Genomic DNA, 26,682 nt, shown 5'->3' on the forward strand with positions numbered 1-26,682 from the left:
TTATTCGTACGTGAGAATTATTAAAAAATGTAAATGATATTATAAAAGAGCTAATGTCGGAGGGGGTCGGGTTTGGAAATTTTTAAAAAAAGCACTGTATGAAAATGCCGTTTCTAATAGTGATTTGATAAAAGAATGCGAAATACTTACAGTACTAAGACTAAAGATATTTTTTTCAAGAACAGCCTTCAGTTTACCATTACTATTTTGTGGCAGAAGTAGACTTCTCGAAAAAATTGTATTATTTGAAAAATTATCTGAACCTGGATTATCTAAATCGAATACAATTTGATTTTCAACAATTGGTTCTCTATAGATGACTTGTTTTTTTTTTAAAATAAGCTTGTCTCTATCAATCTTTTTTAGTTTTGATCTAATTGATTTGACTTCTTTCTTGCTTACAACTTCTGGAATTTTTATAATGTCCGCATTGGCTATTTCATTATTAACGATAAAAGCACCTCCTGTAACGTAAAATTTGGGGATTTCTTTATTGACTATTTTCTGTGATTGGTACACAACCGAATCAGCAACAGAGATATTCTCTATGGTAGTTGACTGTGCGGTTATATTTCCTCCAGTTAATAGAATAAACCAAAAAAGAAAAAAATTGGTATTATAACTGTGGAAAAGAAAATAGTTTCTTTTCAATTGATTGTGTTTTCTGCTGCAAATATACTACTTATTTAAAAACAAAATAAACACAATCATTTAATAATCAGCAACTTAATAAATGAGCAATTTATCATAATTACTTTTAGTTGAAAAATAAAATTTAAATTCTGATTACTAATAAAAAAGTATCAACGATAAATTAAAATCTTTAAAAATAATATAAGCTATTCAAAACATACAATTTTTTTAAACAAAAAAAGCCTGAGCAAATGCTCAGGCTTCCTATTTTTAAGAGTGAAATGAATTATTTCAATTCTACTTCAGCACCAGCTTCTTCTAATTGCTTCTTAAGAGCTTCAGCTTCGTCTTTAGAGATACCAGTTTTGATAGCAGCAGGAGCTCCATCTACGATATCTTTAGCTTCTTTAAGACCAGCACCAGTTAAATCTTTTACCAATTTAACGATAGCTAATTTAGATGCACCTGCAGACTTAAGAATTACGTCGAATTCTGTTTTTTCTTCAGCAGCTTCACCTGCACCACCTGCAGCAACTACTACAGCAGCAGCAGCTGGCTCGATTCCGTACTCATCCTTAAGGATAGTAGCTAATTCATTTACGTCTTTTACTGTTAAGTTTACTAGCGTTTCAGCTAAATTTTTTAAATCTGACATTGTTGTAATGTTTTTGTTGATTATTTATTTAATTTTTTGAGAGTAATTATTCAGCAGCTGGAGTTTCCTCAGTGCTTTCTGCAGTTGGAGCTTCTGGAGCCGCCTCAGCAGGAGTTTCTTCTACTGCAGGAGCAGCTTCTTCAGCTGTAGCTTCTGTAGTTTCAGATTTGTTTTGAAGAGCAGAAACAACTCTTTGAATTGGAGACTGAAGTAATCCGATGATTTCACCGATCATTTCTTCTCTAGACTTAATGCTTACTAATGCATCAAGGTTGTTGTCACCAACATAGAAAGTTTCTTGTACGAAAGCTGATTTTAAAGCCGGCTTCTCTTCTTTTTTTCTAAAATCTTTGATTAATTTTGCCGGAGCGTTAGCCGTTTCAGCAATCATTAATGCAGAGTTACCTTTGAAAGTTTCGAACATTTCAGAGAAATCAATCCCGTCAATTTGTTCCATTGCTTTTTGCAAAAGTGTATTTTTTACCACTTTTACTTTAATATTTTGCTTGAAAGCCTGTCTTCTGAAGTCAGAAGATTTAGCAGCGTTCAAACCGTCTAGATCTGCTACATAAACTACTTTAGCATCCTGAAGCAAATCTTTGATCTCTTGTATTGCTACAACTTTTTGGTCTTTTGTCATTGTCTTAAGGATTATAATTAGTTAACAGATTTACTATCAATTGCAATACCCGGGCTCATTGTAGAAGACAAATAAATGCTCTTCACATAAGTACCTTTAGCAGCAGTTGGTTTCATTTTGATCAAAGTAGAGATTAATTCCTGAGCATTCTCCTTGATTTTAGCAGCATCGAAAGATACTTTACCAATACCAGCGTGGATAATACCGTATTTATCTACTTTAAAGTCAATTTTACCAGCTTTTACTTCAGTTACTGCTTTACCAATTTCCATCGTTACAGTACCTGATTTAGGGTTAGGCATCAAACCTCTTGGTCCTAATACTCTACCCAAAGGTCCTAATTTACCCATAACAGCTGGCATAGTAACGATAACGTCAACATCCGTCCAACCATCTTTTATTTTTTGTAAATATTCGTCAAGACCTACATAATCAGCACCAGCTGCTTTAGCTTCAGCTTCTTTATCCGGAGTTACTAAAGCCAAAACTTTAACATCTTTACCGGTACCGTGAGGAAGAGATACTACACCTCTTACCATTTGGTTTGCTTTTCTTGGATCTACACCCAATCTTACAGCGATATCTACAGAAGCATCAAACTTTGCAGTGTTTACTTCTTTTACAAGAGCAGCACCTTCTTCAAGGTTATAAATTCTTCCTTTTTCTACTTTGCTTAAAGCTTCCTTTTGCTTTTTAGTTAATTTTGCCATTTCTCTTAGTTTTAAGCGTTAGTTGGTTTAGTTCCTGTTACTCTTAATCCCATAGATCTAGCAGTACCTGCAACCATAGAAAGAGCAGAGTCCAAAGTAAAACAGTTAAGATCTGTCATCTTATCTTCAGCGATCTTTTGAACCTGAGCCCAAGATACAGCACCTACTTTGTTTCTGTTTGGTTCACCGGATCCTCCTTTGATTTTAGCTGCATCCATTAACTGAATTGCTGCAGGTGGAGTTTTAATAACGAATTCAAAAGATTTGTCTTCGTACACTGTAATTACTACAGGTAAAACTTGACCTGGCTTATCCTGAGTTCTTCCGTTAAATTGTTTACAAAACTCCATGATGTTCACACCCGCAGAACCTAATGCAGGACCTACTGGTGGAGATGGGTTTGCTGCTCCTCCTTTTACTTGGAGCTTAACCATTTTAAAGACTTTTTTAGCCATTGTTTGTTTTTTAAAAATTGAATAATTAATGAGTTTGGAAGCATTTATTATTCAGCAGGTTACCGCACTCACATAAAGTAAACCTACTTTTCGGACTGCAAAATTATGAAATTATTTTTAATTAGCAAATACTTAACTCATTAAATTTCAGAAATAACCAAATTAAATAAGATTTCTATAAGCCATAATAATAGATTTAATTTTCCCCGAAGAAATCAGGAGTCAACTTTTCTAACGGAATCTGCACGCCTAATCTAATTTGCTCGTAAGGAAAATACTTTATTCCGTGTTGAAACTGAGCAAACCATAACGTCTTTCTCACACTAAAATTCAATCTGGAAGAAAATATCATCGGTCTGTCTCCGTAATCTTCGACTCTCTTAATCCAGCCGTTATATCCTGAAAAAGTATTTTCCAAGCTTAAATTTTTATGTTTTAAGATTAATTTAAAGCCATACATTATAGCGTCATCCTGCACATTTAAATTTGGAGTTTGCACATCCCATGAAAAAAAACCGACATCAGATACCAGTCGGACTTCTTCTATAAAAGAATTATCAAACAGAAAAGATTTGCCCAATTCAAAATCAAAGTAATATCCTGCAGTATTAAAAAATCGTCTGTTTCTGAAATCACTTCCCGAAGCCGTCTTCAATGTTGAATTTAAAACCAATGCAGGTCTGCTTCTTTTTTCAGATAAAATCTTTATCCTGGTTTGTATATAAAAATCACCCGTAGCAAAACCACTGTTCTTCTGCATTGCTCTTCGTGAAACAATTTCATCCGTTACAGAATAATGCTCAACCAAAGTTTTCCAGATTTTTACTGAAACTTTCTCAGGAATAAGCGGAATCTCAACCTTCAAATTGTTAGACAAGGTTTGGTCTCCATGCCCAAAGTAATAATCACCAGTTACAGTTAGAGTTGTGTTTTCAGGAATCAATGCATCAGTAAATTCAGGGACAGGATTGGCATTTGGTCCAAAATAATTTGTGGTGTGATGGATCAGTGTTTGCGAATATAATACCTGAATAAAGAAAACCGTAATTAGAAGATAAAGACCTTTCATTTTCACTGTTATTAATTTTAGACAAAAATAAAATAAAAAGCTTAATTATTTTAAGTAAGTAATCTTAAACATCATTGACCTGAAATATTAAAAAAGAAAAAACCAACCTGAAGATTCAGATTGGTTCTCTATTATTTTTAAAAAAAAGTTTTATACTTTTTCTACTTGTCCAAAACTTAATTCCATTGGAGTTTTTCTTCCGAAGATCAAAACTGATACTTCAACTTTCTTTTTATCCTCAAGAATTTTTTCTACTGTACCGTTGAATCCGTTAAACGGACCATCAATTACTTTCACATTTTCACCAACGATGAAAGGAATCTCAGCATCAGAAGCAAATTCTGAAAGTTCATCCATTCTGCCAAGCATTCTGTTAACCTCAGATTTTCTCATTGGAACAGGATCTCCTCCTTTGGTTAAACTTAAGAAAGAAATAACACCAGGAATATTCTTGATAACGTGAGGAATTTCTCCCATCAACTCAGCTTCTACCATCAGATAACCAGGATAATATGGTCTTTCTTTTGGAACTTTCTTCCCATTTCTAAGCTGAATAACCTTTTCCATAGGAATCACTACCTGAGTAACATACTGCTCAAACCCTAAACGTTTGATTTCTGTCTCAATATAGTTTTTCACTTTATTTTCCTGTCCGCTGATTGCTTTCAGCACATACCATTTCAATTCGCTCATTATGGGAAAATACTTTATTAGTTGAAGGTATTAATTAGAATTCCGATGATGTTGCTGATTGATTTTGAGAACAATTCATCAACGCCGAAGGTAAATAATGCCAAAATAACGGTTGCTACAGTTACTACAATAGTAGAAGACTGTAAGTCAGACCACTTTGGCCACTCTACTTTGTGTCTAAATTCGTGATAAGAACCTTTTAAAAATTCTACTAAGCTCATTATTTTCTTTTTGCACGGGCACAAGGATTCGAACCCTGATCAACGGTGTTGGAGACCGGTATCCTACCATTGGACGATGCCCGTAGATTAAAAGTTCCGTAAGTTTCCTTACGGAACTTTAATTTATTTTAAGATGATTAGTCTAAGATTTCAGTAACCTGACCTGAACCAACTGTTCTACCTCCTTCTCTGATCGCAAATCTAAGACCTACGTTAAGAGCGATTGGTTGTAACAATTCTACAGTGATCTCTAAGTTATCACCAGGCATTACCATTTCTACACCTTCTGGTAAGAAGATTTCACCTGTAACGTCAGTAGTTCTTACATAGAACTGAGGACGGTATTTGTTGTGGAATGGAGTGTGACGTCCACCTTCTTCTTTAGAAAGGATATAAACTGAAGCTTTGAATTTCTTGTGAGGCTTCACAGAATCTTTCTTAGCGATAACCATACCTCTCTTGATGTCAGTTTTTTCAATACCTCTCAACAATAGACCTACGTTATCTCCAGCTTCTCCTCTATCTAGGATTTTTCTGAACATTTCAACTCCTGTAATAGTAGAAGTCAATTTTTCTTCACCCATACCGATGATATCTACAGGATCTCCTGTATTGATAATACCAGCTTCGATTCTACCAGTTGCAACAGTACCTCTACCTGTAATAGAGAATACGTCTTCGATTGGCATCAAGAATGGCTTATCAGTATCTCTTGGTGGTTGTTGGATCCACTCGTCAACAGCATCCATTAATGCTTCAACAGATTTGAACCATTGGTCATCAGTCTTAGCACCTCCTTCAGCAGTAGCAGCTGTAAGAGCACCTAAAGCTGAACCTTGAATTACTGGAGAGTTATCTCCGTCAAATTCGTAAGTAGACAATAAGTCTCTCAATTCCATTTCAACTAGCTCTAATAACTCAGCATCATCTACCATGTCAACTTTGTTCATGAAAACAACGATTCTAGGTACGTTTACCTGACGACATAGAAGGATGTGCTCTCTAGTTTGAGGCATTGGTCCGTCTGTAGCAGCACATACAACGATAGCACCGTCCATCTGAGCAGCACCAGTTACCATGTTCTTTACGTAATCTGCGTGACCTGGACAGTCAACGTGAGCGTAATGTCTTTTTTCAGTTTCGTATTCGATGTGAGCAGTATTGATAGTAATCCCTCTTTCTTTTTCTTCTGGAGCAGAGTCAATAGAAGAGAAATCTTTTTTCTCAGCAAGACCTTTGCTAGCCAATACAGCAGAAATTGCTGCAGTAAGTGTAGTTTTACCATGGTCAACGTGACCAATAGTACCAATGTTCAAGTGTGGTTTGTTACGATTAAACGTTTCCTTTGCCATGATTTAAATTATTTATTTTATTGTTTATTCAAATTTTCGGTGTGCAAATATAATGAATTTTTAAATACTAAAATCTTTTTGTAGAAAAAAAGTTTAATATTCAAATCCAAAATCTGCAAACCTTTATTTTTTGTATATTGGAGTTGCAAATTTATAACAAAAAAATGAATTAAAAAAAACAGTTTACAAATCCAGGATCATTTTTCTATCGTATATTTAAACGAACTACTAATTAAAATAAATTTTTATGAAAAAACTATTCAACTTTTGTCTGGCTACTTTTGCATTTGTCACGATTTTCTCATGTGATGACGATGACAACACTAGTATGCCCGAAATCCCAACCGTAGGTCCCGACGTTATGGTTTACGGATTGAGTGCCAATAATGAGCTCTTAGCTTTTAATGCTAAAAATCCCAATGTTTTCACATCTACGAAGCCTATCACAGGACTTGGCTCAGGAGAAAAACTACTAAGTATTGATTTCAGACCTGCTACAGGTGAGCTTTACGCTGTATCGAGTGCAAGCAAATTTTATATCATCAATACAACAACTGCCACTTCAAGAGCAGTAAGCACAACAGCTTTCTCTCCTGTGATTTCAGGAGCAATTGCTTCAATAGACTTTAATCCTACGGTTGACCGTATAAGATTGGTTACGAGTACAGGACAGAACCTTCGTCTTAATCCGGAAAACGGCGCAGTAGCAGCTACTGATACAAGTATTGCTACTACAGCTTCTATTTCGGGTATTGCGTATACGAACAGTAAATCTGGTGCTGCATCAACAATTTTGTACGATCTGGATTTAACTTCAGGTAAATTATTCAAGCAGGATCCTCCCAACAACGGAACTTTGGTTGAAGTAGGAAGTTTAGGCTTAACATTTACAGGTCAGGCTGCATTTGATATCAATCCTGAAAATACAGTTGCATTGATGGCTGTGACAAGCGGAGGTCAAAATGCTTTGTATACTGTAGATCTAAATTCCGGAAAAGCATCAAGCATCGGTACATTAAGTCAAAAGGTTGTTGATTTAGCGATTCCAACAAATCCTGTTGCTTATGCAATTGATAACGCAAATGCATTGCAGATTTTTGACCCAAACAATCCTGCAACTCCTGTTACCAAAGCAATTACAGGATTACAGACTGGTGAAAATATTTTAGGAATTGATTTCAGACCATTGAACGGACAACTTTACGCTTTAGGAAGCTCAAGCAGAATCTATACGATCAATTTAGGAACATGGGCTGCAACACAAGTTGGTACCGGTACACTTCCTACCCCACTTGCAGGAACTGAATTTGGATTTGATTTCAATCCTACCGTTGATAAAATAAGAGTAGTAAGCAATACTGGACAAAATTTAAGATTAGATCCTGTTACAGGAGGAATCACTGCAACTGATACCCCATTAAATCCTACACCAGTTTCAGTAGGTGCAGCAGCATATTCTGATAATTTTGCAGGTGCTACTACAACTTCATTATTTGTCATTGATACCAATACAGATAAATTATATTTACAAAATCCACCAAACAATGGTACCTTGGTTGAAAGAGGTTCTCTGGGAATCAATATTGATGGAGCCAATGGTTTTGATATCGGAAGTACAAGTCAGAAAGCTTATTTAGTAGCTTCTGTTGGTGGAACTACAAGAATTTATACCGTAAACACTACCAATGGGTCTACAGCTTCCCTCGCTACTTACCCAAATCCTGTAAAAGGATTTACAGTTGGCTTAGGATTCTAAAAATACAATCTTGATATTCATTATAAAGAAGCGCGGAATAGAAAAATCTATTCCGCGCTTCACTTTTAATATAGATGAATGAAGGAAAAACTTAATTGATTTCTGCTTTTTTAGATTTATTAAATATCCAGAATATAATCGGGAAGATTAATAAAGTCAGAAAAGTTGCCGTAATTAAACCGCCAATGATTACAATCGCTAGAGGTTTCTGAGATTCCGAACCGATTCCTGTGGAAAGCGCTGCGGGTAAAAGTCCGATCGATGCCATCAAAGCTGTCATGATTACTGGTCGCGTTCTGGATTTGACTCCATTTAAAATAGCCTCGTCCAATTGCAATCCGTTTTTGACGTTCTGATGAAATTCTGTAATGAGAATAACTCCATTTTGGATACATATTCCTAAAAGAGCAATCATCCCGACTCCTGCCGAAATTCCAAAATTCATTCCGGTCAGATGAAGAGCGATAATTCCGCCGATTAGAGCAAAAGGTACATTCGCTAAAACCAAAAGCGAATCTTTCATATTTCCAAAAAGAATAAATAGAAGAAAGAAAATCCCTAAAATACTGATCGGAACTACCTGCGCCAATCTTCCGGAAGCACGCTGCTGATTTTCAAATTGTCCCGTCCAGCCCACAGAATATCCGTCCGGAATATCAATTTTCGCAACCTCTTTCTGCGCATCACCGATCGTACCGCCCAAATCACGGTCACGAATTGAGAATTTAATTCCGATATATCTTTTAATATCATCTCGATAAATAAAAGCTGCCCCATTATCTTTCACAATTGTACTGATTTCCTTTAAAGGAATTTTTGCCCCATCTTGCGTAGGAACCATCAGAGAAGCAATATCTTTTTCGTCTTTTCTGTACTGTTCAGAATATCTCAAACGAATCGGGAATTTTCTTTCACCATCAAACATTTCTGAAGCTGTTTTTCCACCGAAAGCCATTTCCAAAACAGATTGCGCATCATCGGGCATCACTCCGTAAGCAGCCATTTTATCTCTGTCGAGAACTACACTTACCTCCGGCTGACCAATGTTTTTAATAATTCCTGCATCTTTTACCCCTTCAACATTTTTTATGGATTTTAAAACCTCATCGGCTAATTTGTCTAAAGTCTGCAAGTTATCACCGTAAATTTTAATTCCGTTTTCTGCCTTAAAACCTGCAACAGCTTCTGCCACATTATCTGAAATCGGCTGAGAATAATTAAAGGTAATTCCCTGATAATTTCTAAGTTTTTTATCGATTTCTTCTACCAACTGCTCGTAATTAATCCTGCGTTTCCATTCGTCTTTTGGTTTTAGATTCACGGCAAACTGCACAAATCCGAATCCGTTTGGATCTGTTCCGTCGTTGCTTCGTCCCGTTTGTGCCAAAACATCGGTGACTTCGGGAACACTCATGATATCTTTCTTCAAAATATGGGCGGTTTTCAAAGATTCTTTTAATGAAGAGCTCATCGGCATTTCGGCGGTGATCCAAAGTGAACCTTCATTCAGTTGCGGCAAAAATTCTGTTCCTAAAAATTTACCTGAAAACAGAGTGATTGCTACAAACGAAATTGAAATAATTAAACCTAATTTTTTATGTTTAAAAGTAAAATTAAAGCCTTGTAAAACAATTCTGTCCCAAAAATTTACGAATGGATTATTCTTTTCTCTCACATTTTTATTTAAAAGAAGATGCGAAAGAACAGGAACGAGAGTCAATGTAAAAATCAAAGCTCCGATCAATGCAAAACCCAAAGTAAATGCCAAAGGTGAAAACATTTTCCCTTCTACTTTCTGAAATGAGAAAATCGGAATTAAAGAAGTGATGATAATTAATTTTGAAAAGAAAATCGCTTTTCCAAGACCGGTTCCTGTTTGTTTGATCCAACCTGCTTTTGCCATTTTGTTAAATCTTTCCGGACCGTATTTCTTAGCTTTATGATCAAGCATTACGAAAATTCCTTCGACCATGACGACGGCTCCATCTATGATGATTCCAAAATCGACAGCTCCGAGCGAAAGCAAATTGGCACTCATTCCTGCCATTTTTAAACATAAAAATGCAAACAATAATGATAATGGAATAATGATGGAAACAATCAAAGTCGTTCGCCAATCTGCCATGAAAATCAAAACGATGACCGTTACCAAAATAATTCCTTCCAGCAAATTGTGCATTACCGTTTCTGTAGTAAAATCCATCAGATTATCGCGGTCGTAGAAAGTGACCATTTTGACATCTTTGGGAAGTATTTTTTCGTTGAGTTCTTTAATTTTAGCTTTTACACCGACCAAAACTTCACGCGGATTTTCACCTTTCCGCATCACCACAATTCCTTCAACGGTATCTTCGTGATTGTTTAATCCGGCCTGTCCTACTCTCGGCATCGAACTTTCATGAACTTCGGCAACATTTTTTACCAAAACCGGATTTCCGCTGTCATTCTGAATGGTAATGTTTCCAATATCTTCATTCGATTGCACCAAACCAATTCCTCTTACAACATAGGCTTGTCCGTTTTTCTCGATAACATCTCCACCGACGTTCAGATTGCTTTTGGTAACCGCTTCATAAACCTGTAACGGAGTCAAATTGTATTTATCTAAAGCTCTCGGATCAATGCTCAATTCGTAAATTTTATCCTGACCTCCGAAAACATTGATGTCTGCAACTCCCGGAACACCTCTTAAAGCACGGTCAATGACCCAATTTTGTAACGTTAATAATTCTCTGGAATCTTTCTTTTTACTTTCTAAAGTATATCTGAAAATTTCTCCGGTCGGTCCGTAAGGTGGCTGTACTTCGGGATCAACTTCATCAGGAAGACTTACGTTTCTCAATTGATTGTTGACCTGATTTCGGGCAAACATATCATCTACTCCATCGTCAAAGAGAATTTTCACAATTGAAAGTCCGAACATGGTCGTACTTCTCACACTCGTTTTTTTCTGAACCGGACTCATTGCCAATTCAATCGGAGTCGTAACAAAACGCTCAACTTCTTCAGCACTCCTTCCGTTCCATTGGGTGATGATGACAATTTGGGTATTGGTAACATCGGGAAAAGCTTCAATAGGCATATTTTTGAAACTGATAAAACCTGCAACCGCTAAGATTGCCACCCAAATAAATGTGAAGGCTTTATTTTTGAGTGAGAACGAAATTATATTTTTAATGAATTTATTCATGATCAATTTTTGGTGACCTAAAAAAGTCGTTGAAAGAAATTTTTAAAACTTAAAGTTTTTGAACCATTAAGTTTTGATTAAGGAGTTTAGGTTATTAAGGATTCGCAAGCGAATTGAGGAATGCAGAATACTTTAAAATTTAAAACACATGAGTCATATGGGACTTTGAAAGTAATTTGCAGAAAAGAACACATTAGAAGAAAATCAAGATTTTCCGATAGTTTAAATAAAATTTAATTATTCAAAGAGCGGTAAATCAACAATTGATTATTGGTGATAACCAATTCTCCATCATTCAAACCTTCTGAAATATATATGACATCACCTAATTGTTTTAAAACTTTTACTTCTTTTACTTTTACATCTGTTCTTGATTTGAAAACCACTACAAAACTTCTGTTGTCATCAAAAATCACCGCTTTTGAAGGAACGGTAAGAGCCGTTTTATTTTCAGAACTTGAAACTTTGATCGTAGCTTTACTTTCGGGAATCAATAATCCGTTTGCGTTATCCAAAACAACTCTTGCCTGCATCGCATTGGTTTCGGGATCGATGATTTTAAATATTTTATCAATTTTTCCGTAAAAAACTTTGTCGGGATATGACAATGTGGAAACCTGTGCAGACATTCCGAGGCTTATTTTATCAATATCCGATTCATTGACATTCATGATTGCCCAAAGATTGGTGGTATTGGCAACATCAAAGATGTTTTCGCTTCGGTCACTTCGCAGCTGCATATCTTTGTTGATGTTTTTCTGAACAATATATCCGCTGATCGGTGCTACAACACTGTATAAATTTCCTTTTTTCACATTGTACACCGTACTTACTGCTGAAGCTCTCTGCATCTGATCCTGCGCTTTTTGTAACTGACTTTTTGCTTCCGAAACATCCCTTTCCGTATTTAATTTCCCTTCATACATTTCTCTTGCTACACGCAGATTATTTTGTGCTACGACCAAATCTGTCTTCGCGTCACTCACATCTTTCTGTACTTCCGCCAATTCTGTACTTCGAATTGTCGCGAGAATCTGTCCTTTTTTCACATAATCTCCCAACTCGACATTCACACTCAAAACATTTCCTCCAACCAATGGATAAACATCAATGTATGAATTTCTGTCTGCCGATATTTTTCCGTAAAAACTATACACATCTTCTATATTTTTCTGCTCTACTTTTGCTGTAGTGATCGATTGAAGCATGGTATTACTCATTTCATAACCTTTGGATTGCGGTGCTTTAGGTTCTTCTTTTTTGGAACAAGACCATAAAGAAATTATGACCAAAACTGGGATTATTAAATTTTTCATTTTTAATAGAAGATTTTTGTTTGTACTAATTGATTGAGTTGTTCCGCAGACTGAATGAGATCATTTTTCATATCATAAATCTGAAGTGCCGTTTGACGATAGCTTTCCATGAAGTCGGTGAATTCTATGAGACTTACGTTTCCGTTTCTGAAGTTTTTCAGGATTCCGTTGTAAACGAGATCGAGGTTATCAAGATCTGTAGATTTTATTTCGAGCAACTGATCATATTGATTTTTCCAGATCTGAAAAGCCGATTCTACTTTTGTTTCGAGATTTAGTTTCTGAAATTCTGCGTTTTTCTGATTCTGCTGAATGGCATAATTGGCCTTTTCTACATTTCCTCTGTTGCTTTTCCATAACGGTAAAGGAATTCCGACCATCAGATTGACTTCATTTTTAAAAGTTCCGGAGTTCTGATCATATCCTGCTCCAAGATTTAAGTCGGGAACATTAAGAGATTTTTGCCATTGTGCATAAAGCTTGCTATTGTCAATCAGTTTTAAATTAAATAAATAATCTGCATTATTTTCCAGTGCTTTTCTTTTCAAGTCATCGTCGTTTCCGAAAGGTTGTGATGCAAGAATTTCTTTGACTTCCAAGTCTGAAATCTGTGGTTCTATATTTTCTGTAATTCCGGTCAGAACCTTTAAATTCTGATCAAACTCCAAAATGCTTTTGTTGATTCCAAGCTTGTCATTATTTAACTGAATAACGATACTTTGTAATCTTACCTCATCTTTCAAAGAAACATTTCCTTTTGCCGACTGTACTTTATAAGCTTTCAGAAGGTCATTCATGTACCCTAATTGCTTATTTGTGTTTTCAAGCTTCAGTTTTTCGTAATAAAGATTGTAGTAATTGGTGTGAAGCTGAGTTTTGAGCTCTACCAGAAGCTGAGAAAACTGTAGTTGGGCCAACTCTTTATTAGATTTTGCAAAAGCGATTTCGTTTTTCTTTTTTCCGCCCATGTAAATCAATTGGGAAACTTCTGCACCTTTTGCTCTTCCTACATCAAAAGCTCTTCTGTCTTCGGGATTATAAGCATTAACGTAACCGCTCAGTTGCGGCAGTTCCCAGATTTTTGCCTGCAAAATATCTGCATCGGCAATGTTGATATTGTACTGTTCGGCAAGAAGCTGAAGATTGTTTTTCTGAAAAGCGTTTTCGCAATCCAGAAGTGACATTTGCTGTTGCGCTGTTATTACAGACGAAATAATAACAAACAGCCGTGCAATTTTGTTCATTCTCTCAAGTTTGATGGCAAAAATGCAGTTGCTCGATTAAAATGAACTTAAAGGAGACTTAAAATAAAATTAAATTTGGTTTTGGGGAATTTTGAAGCTTAGAAAAGTAAAGAAAATTTTATTTTTATTTGTAACTCAAATTATTTAAGCGCAAAGTAAAACAAAGTTTTTTTTAAACTCTATGTGAAAATTTTAAGGGTAAACAAAGCCGTTTCACTTAGCCAAGTGAAACTATTTTCTTGATCAGGTGAGTTTACTTATTAAAAATCACGCTAAATTTATTGAGATTTTTCTCAGGAGAAGAATAGCGTATTTCTGCGCCGTGATATTCAAGAATTCTTTTGACAATACGAAGTCCTAAACCTGAACCTGCAATATGTTGGGAGTTGTTTCCTCTCATAAAAGCATCAAATAATTTTGACTGCTCTTCTTCTGAAATTGTGTTTCCAACAGATACTATATCAACAACAAGATTTTTTTCGTCTTCTGTAATTAAAACTTGTGCATCAGAATCTTCAGAATAAACGGCGGCATTTTTCAGTAAATTAATAAAAACAATATCAAGCAAAGACTGTACACCCTGAATGGTCAAAAAATCATACTCAGATTCATTTTCAGAGATCAGAAAATCCATTTTGAGGTTTGGATAGCTTTTTTGCACACTTTCGAAAGACTCAAAAATAACTTCATCAATTCTTACTTCCTCATAAATACTCTGGATATTTTCTTTGTCGAATTTCGTAAGTAAAAGAAGCGAGTTTGTAAGATCCGATAACTGATAAACATCTTTCTGCATCTGTTTTAGTGCGGAAAGAGTTTCGGGAGAATGTTGGGTAAGTTTAATTAAATTTTCAAGTTGAAAAGCCATTCTCGTAATCGGAGTACGGATCTCATGAGAAGCACTTGCAGTAAAATCTTTCTGTGACTGGAAAACATCATTTAATCTTACGATCATCGTATTGAAAGATTTTGCAAGAATACTTATTTCATCATTGGAATGTTCTACAGGAATCTGTGTGGTGAGTTTATGTGCCGTAACTTCAGAAATTTCATTATTGAGATCTTCCAGCGGGCGCAGAAATTTACCCATAAAATAATAACTGAAAAACCCGATGAGAAGCGTACTTGTAATATAAGCCGTGATCAGAAGATATTTTAAATAATCCAGTTTTGATTGTCCATTGGTGTCAAAAGCACTTGTTAGAATGTAGTAATTTTCGCCATTGATCTTTCTCAAAGCCGCATACACTTCCGGAAATGCCTTTTCTCTATGAATGGATTTTTTCTGATCAAGATCTTTCAACAGATTTTTGTCCCAGGTAACTTCTCTGTCTTTTATCGTGCTGTAAATGAGCTCTTTGTTTGAATTAAAAATCAAAATGGTCTCATTTAGCAAAATGTTATCAGAATTTTCATTAAAAAAGATCGGAGCTTCCTGTTCAAAATTTTTAGATTTTGATATAAAGTTGGTGGTAAAATCCAGCCTTCGTTCAAATCTTTCTTTAAATTCTTCTTTCCGGAAATCATTAAAGGAAGCATACACGATGATCAGAACAATACCAAAAAGTAATGAGAACGAAATACTGAGCGTCAGTGCAATTTTCCTTTTTAAAGACATCTATAAAGGATTTAAATAATATCCGAAACCAGATCTTGTATGAATAAGCTTCACTTTAAAATCTTTATCAATTTTCTTTCTTAAAAAATTGATGTATACCTCAACTGTGTTGGTATTGGTATTAAAATTATGTTCCCAAACATTTTCGGTAATCTGTTGTTTAGAAACCGTTCTTCCCTGCGCTTCTGCCAAATAAGTCAACAGCTGAAATTCTTTAAGCGTCAATGCAATTTCGTTTCCTGCGCGAAAAACTTTCTGTTCGGTTTTATTAATAATTAAATCGTCTATTCTGATCATATCCTGATCTGCATTATCTTCAGGAATTTTTCTTCTTAATAGAGAATTCATTCTTAACAGTAACTCTTCAAACTGAAAAGGTTTCACCAAATAATCATCTGCCAATCTTGTGAAGGCATCTTTTTTATCCGAAATATCGCCGTAAGCAGAAATAATAATGATGGGTGTGTTTTTATCGAAAGAGCGTATGGTCTGGCAAACATCAAGTCCGTTGATCTTTGGAACGTTGATATCTAAAAGATACAAATCATAGGAATTGTTTTTTATCTGGCGGAGAAAAGTTTCTCCGTCGTAAATTCTGTCGGTAGTAAAACGGTTTGACTCTAAAAACTTACTCAGTTCTGCCGAGAGAATGAGATCGTCTTCCAAAAGAAGAATATTCATCAAAAAATTATTTGATACGAATTTAATGAAAAAATAATGATGTTTTGGCCTTGAGACAGTTTAGAATGGGTTTAAACATTAAGATGTTAAAATGACATTCTGTTCAAAGCTATTGGTTTAAATGGTTTTAGTTTTTCAATTATGATTCATTAAAATAATATTAAACTTTATAATTCTATTATTTTAAAAATGAAATTTCCTTTCCCTGTCCCTCAATTTTGAAATGAAATTTCCTTTCCCCAACTCTAAAATGTGGAAAATTTCATGTAATAGTCTAGATAATTTTATCAATAGAAACAAAAAATCCTCAGATATTTCTATCTGAGGATTTTGGCTGATCGGTTTCCCGTTTTGCGGAGAGAGAGGGATTCGAACCCCCGGACCTGTTACAGTCAATAGTTTTCAAGACTATCGCAATCGACCACTCTGCCATCTCTCCATAAACACCGAATATATCGTTGTTTTTTGGTGGTGCAAATATAATACGTTTTTTTTAATCTTCAAAATATATTTTCAAATTTTAAAAAGAAGATGTGTGATTGTTTATATAGTTTTAATATAAGACTAAAAAATTTTGAAAAAAAATATCCCGAAGAAATCGGGATGAAAAGTGAGCCAACTACGGGACTTGAACCCGTGACCTCTTCCTTACCAAGGAAGCACTCTACCGCTGAGCTAAGTCGGCATTAAAAGAAAAAAATCACGCTGTACAAGGGTGATTTTTTTGAGCGGAAGACGAGGGTCGAACTCGCGACATTCAGCTTGGAAGGCTGACGCTCTACCAACTGAGCTACTTCCGCAATTTTGTTTCCAAAATTATTGGTAAACGCTGTGCAAACTTAGGAAAAACCCTTAAAATCTGCAAGACTTTTTTTAATATAAAATGTGGGGAGAGCAGGATTCGAACCTGCGAAGCCGAAGCAACTGAGTTACAGTCAGTCCCATTTAGCCACTCTGGAATCTCCCCAGATATTTTATATTAAATTGAGCCTCCAGAGGGACTCGAACCCACGACCTGCTGATTACAAATCAGCTGCTCTAGCCAACTGAGCTATGGAGGCAATTTAATAAAAACTGAAAGCTATCAGAGAAATCTACTCTGTGCTGCATCAGCAGTTAAAAAAAATCACGCCAGATGCGGTGTGAAATTGAGCGGAAGACGAGGGTCGAACTCGCGACATTCAGCTTGGAAGGCTGACGCTCTACCAACTGAGCTACTTCCGCAATTTTGTTTCCAAAATCATTGGTAACGGTCTGCAAATCTAGAAAAATTCTTTTAAACCTGCAAGACTTTTTTTAATATAAAATGTGGGGAGAGCAGGATTCGAACCTGCGAAGCCGAAGCAACTGAGTTACAGTCAGTCCCATTTAGCCACTCTGGAATCTCCCCAGATATTTTATATTAAATGAGCCTCCAGAGGGACTCGAACCCACGACCTGCTGATTACAAATCAGCTGCTCTAGCCAACTGAGCTATGGAGGCAAAATTAAAAAGATTTCAAAAGATCAATGTTCCTTTTTGCGAGTGCAAATATAGAACAGATTTTTTGAAATCTCAAACTTTTTAGTAAACTTTTTTTACTTTATTTTTTATGCTAATTCTTTTTTCTTGATTAACAGTTTCTTAGCAGCATCCACGCATAGATCCAAACTCTCTTCAAAACTCGTACTTGTCTTTTTTACTACGATATCGTCTCCCGGAACTACCAAAATAAGCTCGGTTGTTTTGTTTGCTTTTTCAGAATTGTTTTCAACTTTCAAAAATACTTTGCATTCCTGAAGTTTGTCATAAAACGTATTAAGCTTACTTACTTTTTTGTCAACATGTGACTCTAACGGTTCGTGCGGAGTTAAGCCGATTGCCTGTACTGAAATCTTCATAATTCTTCTTTTTTGACAGCTCTTGGATGAGCCTGGTTAAACACTTTTTTTAACTGTTCTATATTGGCATTCGTGTACACCTGTGTGCTTGCAAGACTGGAATGACCTAATATTTTTTTTACTTTCGAAATCTCTGCCCCATTGTCTAAAACATGTGTAGCAAAGCTATGTCTCAGAATGTGAGGACTTGTTTTTTTCTTCGAAGTTACAAGACCAAGGTACTTATTAACTACTACATAAACAAATTTTTCCGTCAGTTTTTTTCCTTGTCTGTTGACAAAAAAATAGGATTTAAATTCTTCCTTAGGTTTTCGGATCTGCAGATAATTTGAAAGTAGATTAGCCAAATCTTCCGATATAGGAATATATCTTTCTTTATTTCCCTTCCCTAAGATCTTTAGTTGTTGAACTTCTAAGTTTACACTTTCAAATATTAAGCCACAAAGTTCCGCCTTACGAATTCCTGTCTGGTATAAAACCTCAACAATGCAACGATCCAAAATATCAGCTTTATCCATTATGTCGTTCTGAAGCACTTCCATTTCTTCCTGAGACATGGGAACCTGCTTTTCTGCATAAAATTTCAAGGAAGTGACTGTTTCTAAAGGTGAAATTTCAATCTCGCCCAATCTTAAAAGAAAAAGGTAAAAACTCCGAAGGGATGAAAGCTTTCGATTGATCGTTCTTTTTGAAATATTGTTTTCACTCAGCTCGACGATAAAGTTTCTGATCACTTTTTTATCGGCTTTCACAATATTTTCAGAAGATTCCGTTTTGAGGCAGAAAGCATAAAAATCGTCGAGATCTCTGCGATAACCTGTGATGGTGTGAGTTGAATACCTCTTTTCGAGTTGTAAATAATCTAAAAATTTCTCCCGCATAGTATATGTTTAAAAACAAAAAAATCACTTCTCAAATATAACTATTTAAGAAGTGATTTAGTATGTGTTTAAGAAAATTTCTTAAGCTTGTTCTTCCTTGCTTAATCCTCTTTGCTTATAAGCTGCTTTCAGCCTAGATTGTCTAAGAGTTACAGAAGGCTTAATAAAAGCTTGTCTAGATCTTAATTGACGAACTGTACCAGTTTTATCAAATTTTCTCTTGTATTTTTTTAGTGCTCTATCGATGGATTCACCATCCTTTACAGGTATTATTAACATAATTTACATCTCATTTTGGATTGCAAAAATATAACTTTTTTCCTAAACAGCAAATTATTTCCATTAAAATTGACATTAATTTCAAATTATTACAATCCTATTTTTACTATGAATTAAATTTAAACAAAATATCGTACCTTTGCCGTTACTAATTCATGGGGTTGACTGGTTTCGACAGCAAGACCAATGGGTAAGTAAGCATGCAGAGAACCGTAGCGCGATCTCTTTAATCCCTTGCTACAAACTTTTAACTGGCAACGAAGAGTTCGCTCTTGCAGCTTAATCCGAATAAAGTAAGATTTCAAGCGCTTTCCCGAAGATAGTAAGGAAGCAAGATGTCTCACAAATGCTCTGTTCTGCGGCGTTTGATTCTGAGATATAGTAATGCAGAAATAAGGTTTCGGATGCTTTGACCGAAACTCGAAAATTTCAGAAGCTAAGGTTTAAGTTGGGTGTTTGCTCTCTGCTTAAGCACAAAAATCAATAGTAAAATAAGCATGTAGAAATCTTATGTATTGCTTGTTTGGACGAGGGTTCGAATCCCTCCAACTCCACTTTAAGTTTAAAAAGAACTCAATATTTGAGTTCTTTTTTTTTATTTTAACATACCATGATTTTAATCTCAATTTAAAAAAGGCACAGTATATGCTAATACTAAAGTATAACACCTAAAAAATTATTATTATGAGAAGTTTACTATGGTTAGTCGCAGTTATTTGTATCATCGTTTGGCTTCTAGGAATGCTAAATGTTGTTCCGGGAATTGGTACAAGTTCTTTAGTACATGTATTGTTGGTAATCGCTATTATTGTAGTACTTTACAATATTATTAGCGGCAGAAAACCGCTTGATTAATAAATCAAACTAAAACTATTTAAAGAAAAAAATACCAGCAGTTTCTGTTGGTATTTTTTTTTGGAAGAATAAGTAAAAATTAAAATTTACTTTAGTATCCTCTGTTCTGCATCAGGTAAACCAGAACACGTAATTCTCCATCCATCGCATACTGGGTAATCGAGAATAACCTTTGTCCAGAATCGCAATCAGTTTGGTATTATAAGCATCTCATAATACTCAAATCTGATCATACTTGTTCTTCCAGAAATATATTTAAATTAAAAAAACTTTAGAAAATAATTATTTTAGAAGGTTTATACTCTATACTCCTTTGTGAAAATAGACATTACGTTTTAAAATCAAGGATTGTCACATACAGAATTTGATAAACTTAATATTGGTTACCCAATCAATGATAATGATATAATTCAGCTTAATAATATTAGACTAATTAAAACTCTTCCCAACCTTCTCTATACATATAATAAACATAGCTTATCATATTTTTCAAAAGTCGAAAATTACATCTCGGCAGTTTGATGATTAAAGACATTTTTCATAAAATCTTAAATGCTTTAGAATTAAATAGAAGACTCGCTAAATTAAATTTAAAAGTAAAGTTTTTCACAATATTTCAATGCAAAATATCAATTCAGATACATTAATACGTCTAGAAAATTTGTTTTTGGATCAAATTTTAATAAAAATTTAAACTAAAATGTTTTGATATTTAAAAAACTAAAATATCATTTCCATCGAATAGATTTAAATTAAATGATAAACACCTGAAAACTAAAATACTAAAGTCTGAGACAATAAAATAAGCGGTATTGATCGACAAAAAAGACTAAAAAAATGTTTTATCGTAAAGAATTTTATATATTTGCACAATCTAACAATTAAAAAAATAATTTACTATGTCAGACATTGCATCAAGAGTAAAAGCTATCATCGCTGATAAGCTTGACGTTGAAGAAACAGAGGTAACTCCAGAGGCTAGCTTCACAAATGATTTAGGAGCTGACTCACTTGATACCGTTGAGTTAATCATGGAATTTGAAAAAGAATTTAACATTCAGATCCCTGATGACCAAGCTGAAAAAATTACTACTGTAGGGCACGCTATTGCTTACATTGAAGAAGTAGTAAATAAATAATATTCTTCAACAAAGGAAAATTTACAAAGTTTATGGAATTAAAAAGAGTAGTTGTAACCGGTTTTGGCGCCTTAACACCCATCGGTAATAATGCGAATGAATACTGGGAAAGTCTTGTAAAAGGCGAGAGCGGAGCCGCTCCGATTACTCTTTTTGATGCCACAAACTTTAAAACAAGGTTTGCTTGCGAGGTGAAAAACTTCGATCCATTAGATCATTTTGACAAAAAAGATGCTAAAAAAATGGATCGTAACACCCAACTTGGTATGGTAGCTGCAAGAGAAGCAGTTGCGCATTCAAGGATTATGGAAGACAATGTAGATAAAAACAGAGTCGGAGTAATCTGGGGTTCCGGAATTGGTGGTTTAGAAACTTTTGAAACTGAGGTTTTAGGGTGGGCAAATACAGATATCCCGAGATTCAACCCATTTTTTATTCCTAAAATGATTGCGGACATCACTCCGGGACATATTTCAATAGAATATGGTTTCCACGGTCCCAATTATACTACGGTTTCTGCTTGTGCTTCATCTGCAAATGCATTGATTGATTCTAAAATGCTGATCCAGCTAGGAAAGGCAGACGTTATTGTTTGCGGAGGCTCAGAAGCTGCCGTTACAGCAAGTGGCGTTGGCGGTTTCAATGCAATGATGGCACTTTCGACAAGAAATGAAGATCCTCTTACTGCTTCAAGACCCTTTGACAAAGACAGAGATGGTTTTGTACTGGGTGAAGGTGCAGGAGCAATCATTCTTGAAGAATATGAACACGCTGTAAAGCGCGGTGCAACAATATATGCAGAATTATTAGGTGGCGGTATGAGTGCAGATGCACACCACATGACGGCACCACATCCTGAAGGTTTAGGAGCTTATTTAGTAATGAAAAATTGCTTGGAAGATGCAGAATTAACTGCTGATGAAGTAGACCACATCAATATGCATGGTACCTCTACTCCATTAGGAGATCTCGCAGAATCTAGCGCAATTTCAAAATTATTTGGTGAGCATGCTTATGACATTCAGATTAATTCTACAAAATCAATGACAGGTCACCTTTTGGGTGCAGCCGGAGTTATTGAGGCTATTGCTGCTTTGGGATCTATTATCCACGGTATTGTTCCTCCAACGATCAATCACTTTACTGATGATGAAAAAATCGACAGCCGATTGGATTTTACATTCAATAAAGCTGTAAAGAAAGATGTGAAAGTAGCTATGAGTAACACTTTCGGGTTTGGTGGACACAACGCTTGCGTTCTATTCAAGAAAATCTAATTATTACTGAATGGAGTTACAGAAATACTTTTCTAAATTCCTTCTCAAACAAAGAAAAAAAGTATTAACGGAAAGAGATTATTTCCTGAGCATTGAGCTTAATAAAATTTTAGGCATCCCTGTTCAGAATATCAACTTTTACCGTGAAGCTTTTTCTATTAAAAGTTCTTCTAAAAATCAGGACAGCAACTACGAAAGACTTGAGTTTTTGGGAGATTCTGTTTTGGGTACAATTGTTTCATGTCATTTGTTCAGCACTTATCCTAAAGGTAACGAAGGATATATGACGCAGATGAAGTCTAAAATTGTAAATAGGAAGAATCTGAATAAATTAGGAGAAGATTTAAAACTTACCGATCTTTTACAAAAAAACAACAATTCTGCTGCTTTAGGAGAAAACATTTCAGGTAATCTCTTTGAAGCATTAGTTGGTGCCGTTTATCTTGATTTTCAATATGATACATGCAAAAGAATCGTATTGGAAAGACTCTTGACTCCCTCAGAAATCAATAAGCTTGAAAATAAAATTGTAAGCTATAAAGGTCTTCTGCTTGAATGGAGTCAAAAGAAAAAACTCAACATCAAATATGAAACCTGTGAAGAAATTCAGGTGAACAAAAGCATTGTTTTCCGCTGTCATGTTTGGTTGGGTGAAGAAAAAATTGCCAATGCAACAGAAACTTCCAAAAAGAAAGCTGAAGAAAAAGCGGCGCAGAGAGCATTTTATATTTTAAATAAAAAAGAAAATATTCTTGGAAATCCAAAAACTGTATGATCTTGACGATATAGAATTTGAAGATATTACCATAGGTTTGGTAAGATTAGCCAAAAATATACCCGATCACGAGTTTTTTTTTAAAATTAATCAAAGTAACGATCTTACATTTTCGAGAATTAAAGATCTCGTTTTTCACGGCGTATATTATGATTATTATTTTCCAAGATTTGAAGCATACCACAAGTTTACAAAGACTTGCTTCACTTTTATTTCAAACAAATCATCAGAAAGTAAACAAAAAAAGTTACAAACTGAACTCTTCTCAGAAGAAGAAAACATTAAATTTTTATTAATTAATCAGACAGAAGTAGAATATATTCTGCATAGTCCGGAACAATTCACTGATTTTTCCGTAATTTTGCTGCCTGAAAATCTTGTGTTTCCGATTCAAGATTACAATTTGAGTTCTGAAGAAGAACTTTATCAAATAATACAGTATTATGAATAAGTATTTAAAGAAAACAAAAATTATCGCAACGCTTGGACCCGCTTCCTCTTCAAAGGAAGTTATGTTAGGATTGATGAAAGCTGGTGTTGACGTATTTAGAATAAATTTTTCACACGCTGATTACGACTTGGTTCGTACAAATATTCAAACCATTAGAGATCTTAATAAAGAATACGGATATTCTGTTGGAATTCTTGCCGATTTACAAGGTCCAAAACTAAGAGTGGGTGTTGTAAAAGAAGGATCATACTTAAATCCAGGTGATGTTTTAACATTCACAAATGAAAAGATTGAGGGAGATTCTACGAAAGTTTTTATGACTTATCAGCAATTTCCTCAGGATGTAAGAGTAGGGGAAAGAATTTTGATCGATGACGGTAAATTGGTTTTGGAAGTTCTTGAAACTAATAATATTGACACTGTAAAGGCAAAAACAATTCAGGGTGGACCATTGAGTTCTAAAAAAGGAGTTAATCTTCCTAATACGAACGTATCACTTCCTGCTTTGACGGAAAAAGATATTCTGGATGCCAACTTTATGCTCGACATGGAAGTTGACTGGATCGCTCTTTCATTCGTACGTCATGCACAGGATATTATCGATTTGAAAGAATTGATGTCTAAGCACCCGAACGGAAAATTGAAAACTCCGATCATCGCAAAAATTGAAAAGCCGGAAGGTGTAAAAAATATTGACCAGATTCTTTTGGAATGTGATGCAATTATGGTTGCCCGTGGAGACCTTGGTGTAGAAGTTCCGATGGAAGAAGTTCCTGCTATTCAGAAAACTTTGGTTGAGAAGGCAAGATTCTATTCTAAGCCTGTAATTATCGCTACACAGATGATGGAAACGATGATTAATAGTTTAACCCCGACAAGAGCAGAAGTAAATGATGTTGCTAACTCTGTACTTGATGGTGCTGATGCAGTAATGCTTTCAGGTGAGACTTCTGTAGGTAGATATCCAATTCAGGTGGTTGAAAATATGGCGAAAATCGTTCAGAATATTGAGCAGACTAATTTTTACCAACATAAAAATGAACCGATCGAAAAAGATTTCAACTGTATTGACGAAAGATTTATCACGAATAGAGTATGTCTTGCAGCGGTAAGAATTGCTAAGAGTACAAATGTTTCTGCGATTGTTACTTTAACGAATTCAGGATATACAGCATTCCAGATTTCTGCTCACAGACCCAATTCTCACATCATTGTTTACAGTTCAAACCGAAGAGTGATCACGATGCTGAATTTACTTTGGGGAGTTCGTGCTTATTATTATGATATGAATAAATCTACTGACGAAACGATTATTCAGGTGAATATGCTGACTCATAATCATGGTTATATTGAGACCGGAGATTTTGTAATCAACATCAACGCTACTCCATCTTACGAAGGAGGAAAAACGAATACTTTAAGATTAACAACTGTTTAATCTCTCACTCATAAAGCAAAAACTCTCGATGTTCTCGAGAGTTTTTTTTGTCTTCTTTCTTATTTTCCTAAAATAGTCTTTGCGGTGACAAACTCCTTTAAAGCTAATAGAGATAGCTCTGTTCCATATCCTGAAGACTTTGTACCTCCGAACGGAAATCTTGGATCAGAACTCGTCATTCTGTTAATATTCACCGTTCCTGACTCTAAACCGTTGATGAAAAATTGTTGACGATCTTTATTCTTTGTCCAGACTGAGTTTGAAAGCCCGAAAGAAATATTGTTTGCCATTTCTAAAGCTTTGTCATCATTATCAGCAATCATGACCATTCCGAGCGGACCAAATAATTCTTCCTGTAGAATAGGATTTCCTTCTTTCACACTAACTAGTCCGGGATTAAATTCAGTATCAGAAATTCTTTCCAAAGGAATGATAGCTTCTGCTCCATTATCCAAAGCTTTTTGATATTGTTTTTCTAAATCATCCGCCAAATCAGCTCTTGCCATTCCTGCTAATTTCGTTTCCTTATTCATCGGATCAGCGGGAATATATTTTTTATACTCTTCGATAAATTTAGGTAAGAAATCAAATTCTATATCTTTCTGAATAATAAATCTTTTTGCAGCTACACAGGTTTGTCCGCAATTTTGAAGTCTTGCCAAAGCACCAACTTTTGCTGCTTCATCTAAATCTGCATCATCTAACACTATAAAAGCATCGCTTCCTCCTAGTTCAAGCAAAGATTTTTTAATTTTCTGTCCGGCAATTGATGCCACTTCGGCTCCTGCTTTTTCGCTTCCGGTAAGACTTACACCCTTAATAATTGGATGTTCAAGAATTTCTTTCACTTCTTTATGTCCAACTTCTAAATTCTGAAAAACACCTTCAGGAAAACCCGCTTCCACAAATATCTTTTCAATTGCATTTCCGCTTCCGAAACAGATTGATGCATGTTTTAAGACGACAGTATTTCCTGCTAAAATTGCCGGGGTTGCAAATCGTAGAACCTGCCAGAAAGGAAAATTCCAGGGCATTACCCCTAGAATGACACCTTTCGGTACATAATGAATTTCTGAAATCGCATATTCAGATTCTATTTTTTCTGGTTGTAAAACGTTATCAGCTTCTGCATAATAATTCATCATTAAAGCACATTTTTCTACTTCTGAAATAGATTGTGAAATGGGCTTATTCATTTCTTTGGTAATGATTTCTCCGAATTCTTCAGATTTAGATTTAAATAATTCGGCAGCCTTTGCAATTAATTTTTGTCTGTCTGCAAAAGATACATTTTTCCACTGTTTAAAAGCTTTATCAGCTTTTATAAGTTTGGTTTCTATTGAGTGTTCCATGTAATAATTTCATTTAAAAAATTCAAAAAAATGAATTTTCTGCTTTTAGATAAAGCATGAGTAAAAGCAACAAAATATGTTCCTTAGTTATATTTAAAAAAATGATAATTTCTATTGAGTA

At 35.0% G+C, this 26,682-nt stretch carries 25 protein-coding genes, 9 tRNA genes and 1 other RNA gene; 8 read left to right on the forward strand and 27 right to left on the reverse strand.

Translation table 11 applies throughout. The annotated features are described in order from the left end of the window. Positions 1 to 39: 39 nt before the first annotated feature. From NZ698_RS13590 to tuf, 10 genes are all read right to left on the reverse strand, one after another. On the reverse strand, positions 40 to 651 hold the full coding sequence (locus NZ698_RS13590; RefSeq protein WP_263003735.1) for a hypothetical protein: 612 nt from the start codon (positions 649 to 651) through the stop codon (positions 40 to 42). 268 nt (positions 652 to 919) lie between these two features. Continuing rightward, positions 920 to 1,288: a 50S ribosomal protein L7/L12 gene (rplL, locus tag NZ698_RS13595; protein ID WP_263003737.1), complete on the reverse strand. Its 369-nt coding sequence runs from the start codon at positions 1,286 to 1,288 to the stop codon at positions 920 to 922. Between the two features lie 46 nt (positions 1,289 to 1,334). After that, entirely contained in the window at positions 1,335 to 1,928 is a 594-nt protein-coding gene (gene rplJ, locus NZ698_RS13600) for a 50S ribosomal protein L10 (RefSeq protein WP_263003739.1), read from the reverse strand. Between the two features lie 17 nt (positions 1,929 to 1,945). Continuing rightward, positions 1,946 to 2,638: a 50S ribosomal protein L1 gene (gene rplA / locus NZ698_RS13605; RefSeq protein WP_047444874.1), complete on the reverse strand. Its 693-nt coding sequence runs from the start codon at positions 2,636 to 2,638 to the stop codon at positions 1,946 to 1,948. 11 nt (positions 2,639 to 2,649) lie between these two features. Beyond that, positions 2,650 to 3,093 (reverse strand): 50S ribosomal protein L11, encoded by a 444-nt coding sequence (gene rplK, locus NZ698_RS13610; protein WP_047444876.1) that lies wholly within the window; start codon positions 3,091 to 3,093, stop codon positions 2,650 to 2,652. A 196-nt stretch (positions 3,094 to 3,289) separates the two neighbouring features. Next, positions 3,290 to 4,162, reverse strand: a complete 873-nt coding sequence (locus tag NZ698_RS13615) for a hypothetical protein (protein WP_263003740.1) — start codon at positions 4,160 to 4,162, stop codon at positions 3,290 to 3,292. A gap of 150 nt (positions 4,163 to 4,312) precedes the next feature. Continuing rightward, complete coding sequence (gene nusG / locus NZ698_RS13620; protein ID WP_162088340.1) at positions 4,313 to 4,855, reverse strand: transcription termination/antitermination protein NusG; 543 nt, start codon at positions 4,853 to 4,855, stop codon at positions 4,313 to 4,315. 17 nt (positions 4,856 to 4,872) lie between these two features. After that, positions 4,873 to 5,076 carry a preprotein translocase subunit SecE gene (gene secE, locus NZ698_RS13625; protein ID WP_052187936.1) on the reverse strand — a complete coding sequence of 68 codons (204 nt, stop codon included), beginning with the start codon at positions 5,074 to 5,076 and terminating at the stop codon, positions 4,873 to 4,875. Positions 5,077 to 5,089: 13 nt separating this feature from the next. Beyond that, positions 5,090 to 5,160 (reverse strand) — tRNA-Trp (locus NZ698_RS13630). A 53-nt stretch (positions 5,161 to 5,213) separates the two neighbouring features. After that, the gene (tuf, locus tag NZ698_RS13635) at positions 5,214 to 6,428 is read right to left on the reverse strand and encodes an elongation factor Tu (RefSeq protein WP_263003742.1); all 1,215 of its coding nucleotides are present in this window, start codon (positions 6,426 to 6,428) and stop codon (positions 5,214 to 5,216) included. Positions 6,429 to 6,675: 247 nt separating this feature from the next. Between tuf and NZ698_RS13640 the strand changes: the two genes are divergently transcribed. Further along, positions 6,676 to 8,184 carry a DUF4394 domain-containing protein gene (locus tag NZ698_RS13640; protein WP_263003744.1) on the forward strand — a complete coding sequence of 503 codons (1,509 nt, stop codon included), beginning with the start codon at positions 6,676 to 6,678 and terminating at the stop codon, positions 8,182 to 8,184. Positions 8,185 to 8,275: 91 nt separating this feature from the next. Here NZ698_RS13640 and NZ698_RS13645 read toward each other — a convergent pair whose 3' ends face one another. The 16 genes from NZ698_RS13645 to rpsU form a co-directional block, all read right to left on the reverse strand. Beyond that, a complete protein-coding gene (locus tag NZ698_RS13645) occupies positions 8,276 to 11,374 on the reverse strand; it encodes an efflux RND transporter permease subunit (RefSeq protein ID WP_263003746.1) in 3,099 nt (1,032 codons plus the stop codon). A 233-nt stretch (positions 11,375 to 11,607) separates the two neighbouring features. Continuing rightward, the gene (locus tag NZ698_RS13650; RefSeq protein ID WP_263003748.1) at positions 11,608 to 12,690 is read right to left on the reverse strand and encodes an efflux RND transporter periplasmic adaptor subunit; all 1,083 of its coding nucleotides are present in this window, start codon (positions 12,688 to 12,690) and stop codon (positions 11,608 to 11,610) included. Positions 12,691 to 12,692: 2 nt separating this feature from the next. Further along, entirely contained in the window at positions 12,693 to 13,934 is a 1,242-nt protein-coding gene (locus NZ698_RS13655; RefSeq protein WP_263003749.1) for a TolC family protein, read from the reverse strand. Between the two features lie 253 nt (positions 13,935 to 14,187). Then, positions 14,188 to 15,552 (reverse strand): ATP-binding protein, encoded by a 1,365-nt coding sequence (locus tag NZ698_RS13660; protein WP_263003751.1) that lies wholly within the window; start codon positions 15,550 to 15,552, stop codon positions 14,188 to 14,190. Further along, positions 15,553 to 16,233 (reverse strand): response regulator transcription factor, encoded by a 681-nt coding sequence (locus tag NZ698_RS13665; protein WP_263003753.1) that lies wholly within the window; start codon positions 16,231 to 16,233, stop codon positions 15,553 to 15,555. 354 nt (positions 16,234 to 16,587) lie between these two features. Continuing rightward, a tRNA-Ser gene (locus tag NZ698_RS13670) sits at positions 16,588 to 16,672 on the reverse strand. A gap of 174 nt (positions 16,673 to 16,846) precedes the next feature. Continuing rightward, positions 16,847 to 16,918, reverse strand: a tRNA-Thr gene (locus NZ698_RS13675). Between the two features lie 42 nt (positions 16,919 to 16,960). After that, positions 16,961 to 17,033 (reverse strand) — tRNA-Gly (locus NZ698_RS13680). Between the two features lie 86 nt (positions 17,034 to 17,119). Continuing rightward, a tRNA-Tyr gene (locus NZ698_RS13685) sits at positions 17,120 to 17,200 on the reverse strand. A gap of 20 nt (positions 17,201 to 17,220) precedes the next feature. Continuing rightward, positions 17,221 to 17,294, reverse strand: a tRNA-Thr gene (locus tag NZ698_RS13690). A gap of 90 nt (positions 17,295 to 17,384) precedes the next feature. Then, positions 17,385 to 17,457: transfer RNA gene (locus NZ698_RS13695), tRNA-Gly, on the reverse strand. An 85-nt stretch (positions 17,458 to 17,542) separates the two neighbouring features. Then, positions 17,543 to 17,623 (reverse strand) — tRNA-Tyr (locus NZ698_RS13700). 19 nt (positions 17,624 to 17,642) lie between these two features. Next, a tRNA-Thr gene (locus tag NZ698_RS13705) sits at positions 17,643 to 17,716 on the reverse strand. A 107-nt stretch (positions 17,717 to 17,823) separates the two neighbouring features. Next, entirely contained in the window at positions 17,824 to 18,114 is a 291-nt protein-coding gene (locus tag NZ698_RS13710) for an HPF/RaiA family ribosome-associated protein (RefSeq protein ID WP_263003755.1), read from the reverse strand. After that, positions 18,111 to 18,995 carry a tyrosine-type recombinase/integrase gene (locus NZ698_RS13715; protein WP_263003756.1) on the reverse strand — a complete coding sequence of 295 codons (885 nt, stop codon included), beginning with the start codon at positions 18,993 to 18,995 and terminating at the stop codon, positions 18,111 to 18,113. Before NZ698_RS13715 ends, NZ698_RS13710 begins: the two co-directional genes overlap by 4 nt. An 81-nt stretch (positions 18,996 to 19,076) precedes the next feature. Beyond that, positions 19,077 to 19,274, reverse strand: coding sequence for a 30S ribosomal protein S21 (gene rpsU, locus NZ698_RS13720; RefSeq protein ID WP_034723363.1), 198 nt, complete (start codon positions 19,272 to 19,274; stop codon positions 19,077 to 19,079). A 157-nt stretch (positions 19,275 to 19,431) separates the two neighbouring features. On the opposite strand from rpsU, the gene ssrA reads away from it, so the two are divergent. From ssrA to pyk, 7 genes are all read left to right on the forward strand, one after another. Further along, positions 19,432 to 19,831, forward strand: a transfer-messenger RNA (tmRNA) gene (gene ssrA, locus NZ698_RS13725). A gap of 127 nt (positions 19,832 to 19,958) precedes the next feature. After that, entirely contained in the window at positions 19,959 to 20,129 is a 171-nt protein-coding gene (locus tag NZ698_RS13730; RefSeq protein ID WP_117584646.1) for a lmo0937 family membrane protein, read from the forward strand. An 899-nt stretch (positions 20,130 to 21,028) separates the two neighbouring features. Then, on the forward strand, positions 21,029 to 21,268 hold the full coding sequence (locus NZ698_RS13735; RefSeq protein WP_002976354.1) for an acyl carrier protein: 240 nt from the start codon (positions 21,029 to 21,031) through the stop codon (positions 21,266 to 21,268). 32 nt (positions 21,269 to 21,300) lie between these two features. Further along, positions 21,301 to 22,545 (forward strand): beta-ketoacyl-ACP synthase II, encoded by a 1,245-nt coding sequence (gene fabF / locus NZ698_RS13740; RefSeq protein ID WP_263003758.1) that lies wholly within the window; start codon positions 21,301 to 21,303, stop codon positions 22,543 to 22,545. Positions 22,546 to 22,555: 10 nt separating this feature from the next. Beyond that, positions 22,556 to 23,320: a ribonuclease III gene (gene rnc, locus NZ698_RS13745; RefSeq protein ID WP_263003760.1), complete on the forward strand. Its 765-nt coding sequence runs from the start codon at positions 22,556 to 22,558 to the stop codon at positions 23,318 to 23,320. Continuing rightward, on the forward strand, positions 23,298 to 23,771 hold the full coding sequence (locus NZ698_RS13750; protein WP_263003762.1) for an IPExxxVDY family protein: 474 nt from the start codon (positions 23,298 to 23,300) through the stop codon (positions 23,769 to 23,771). Before rnc ends, NZ698_RS13750 begins: the two co-directional genes overlap by 23 nt. Further along, positions 23,764 to 25,209, forward strand: a complete 1,446-nt coding sequence (gene pyk, locus NZ698_RS13755) for a pyruvate kinase (protein ID WP_263003764.1) — start codon at positions 23,764 to 23,766, stop codon at positions 25,207 to 25,209. The genes NZ698_RS13750 and pyk overlap by 8 nt, the downstream gene beginning before the upstream one ends. 59 nt (positions 25,210 to 25,268) lie before the next feature. On the opposite strand, the gene NZ698_RS13760 is transcribed toward pyk, so the two are convergent. Next, positions 25,269 to 26,561 (reverse strand): aldehyde dehydrogenase family protein, encoded by a 1,293-nt coding sequence (locus NZ698_RS13760; protein ID WP_263003766.1) that lies wholly within the window; start codon positions 26,559 to 26,561, stop codon positions 25,269 to 25,271. Positions 26,562 to 26,682 lie beyond the last annotated feature (121 nt).

The organism is Chryseobacterium edaphi (assembly GCF_025628985.1).
GTDB classification, from domain to species: domain Bacteria; phylum Bacteroidota; class Bacteroidia; order Flavobacteriales; family Weeksellaceae; genus Chryseobacterium; species Chryseobacterium edaphi.

Bases quoted from the DNA above. Each gene is read 5' to 3' on its own strand.
- rplL (WP_263003737.1), bottom strand. From the start codon at position 1,288: ATGTCAGATTTAAAAAATTTAGCTGAAACGCTAGTAAACTTAACAGTA.
- fabF (WP_263003758.1), top strand. From the start codon at position 21,301: ATGGAATTAAAAAGAGTAGTTGTAACCGGTTTTGGCGCCTTAACACCC.
- secE (WP_052187936.1), bottom strand. From the start codon at position 5,076: ATGAGCTTAGTAGAATTTTTAAAAGGTTCTTATCACGAATTTAGACAC.
- NZ698_RS13615 (WP_263003740.1), bottom strand. From the start codon at position 4,162: ATGAAAGGTCTTTATCTTCTAATTACGGTTTTCTTTATTCAGGTATTA.
- rplK (WP_047444876.1), bottom strand. From the start codon at position 3,093: ATGGCTAAAAAAGTCTTTAAAATGGTTAAGCTCCAAGTAAAAGGAGGA.
- NZ698_RS13665 (WP_263003753.1), bottom strand. From the start codon at position 16,233: ATGAATATTCTTCTTTTGGAAGACGATCTCATTCTCTCGGCAGAACTG.
- rplA (WP_047444874.1), bottom strand. From the start codon at position 2,638: ATGGCAAAATTAACTAAAAAGCAAAAGGAAGCTTTAAGCAAAGTAGAA.
- rpsU (WP_034723363.1), bottom strand. From the start codon at position 19,274: ATGTTAATAATACCTGTAAAGGATGGTGAATCCATCGATAGAGCACTA.
- pyk (WP_263003764.1), top strand. From the start codon at position 23,764: ATGAATAAGTATTTAAAGAAAACAAAAATTATCGCAACGCTTGGACCC.
- NZ698_RS13660 (WP_263003751.1), bottom strand. From the start codon at position 15,552: ATGTCTTTAAAAAGGAAAATTGCACTGACGCTCAGTATTTCGTTCTCA.
- tuf (WP_263003742.1), bottom strand. From the start codon at position 6,428: ATGGCAAAGGAAACGTTTAATCGTAACAAACCACACTTGAACATTGGT.
- NZ698_RS13715 (WP_263003756.1), bottom strand. From the start codon at position 18,995: ATGCGGGAGAAATTTTTAGATTATTTACAACTCGAAAAGAGGTATTCA.
- NZ698_RS13760 (WP_263003766.1), bottom strand. From the start codon at position 26,561: ATGGAACACTCAATAGAAACCAAACTTATAAAAGCTGATAAAGCTTTT.
- NZ698_RS13735 (WP_002976354.1), top strand. From the start codon at position 21,029: ATGTCAGACATTGCATCAAGAGTAAAAGCTATCATCGCTGATAAGCTT.
- nusG (WP_162088340.1), bottom strand. From the start codon at position 4,855: ATGAGCGAATTGAAATGGTATGTGCTGAAAGCAATCAGCGGACAGGAA.
- NZ698_RS13655 (WP_263003749.1), bottom strand. From the start codon at position 13,934: ATGAACAAAATTGCACGGCTGTTTGTTATTATTTCGTCTGTAATAACA.
- rnc (WP_263003760.1), top strand. From the start codon at position 22,556: ATGGAGTTACAGAAATACTTTTCTAAATTCCTTCTCAAACAAAGAAAA.
- NZ698_RS13710 (WP_263003755.1), bottom strand. From the start codon at position 18,114: ATGAAGATTTCAGTACAGGCAATCGGCTTAACTCCGCACGAACCGTTA.
- NZ698_RS13640 (WP_263003744.1), top strand. From the start codon at position 6,676: ATGAAAAAACTATTCAACTTTTGTCTGGCTACTTTTGCATTTGTCACG.
- NZ698_RS13730 (WP_117584646.1), top strand. From the start codon at position 19,959: ATGAGAAGTTTACTATGGTTAGTCGCAGTTATTTGTATCATCGTTTGG.
- NZ698_RS13645 (WP_263003746.1), bottom strand. From the start codon at position 11,374: ATGAATAAATTCATTAAAAATATAATTTCGTTCTCACTCAAAAATAAA.
- NZ698_RS13650 (WP_263003748.1), bottom strand. From the start codon at position 12,690: ATGAAAAATTTAATAATCCCAGTTTTGGTCATAATTTCTTTATGGTCT.
- rplJ (WP_263003739.1), bottom strand. From the start codon at position 1,928: ATGACAAAAGACCAAAAAGTTGTAGCAATACAAGAGATCAAAGATTTG.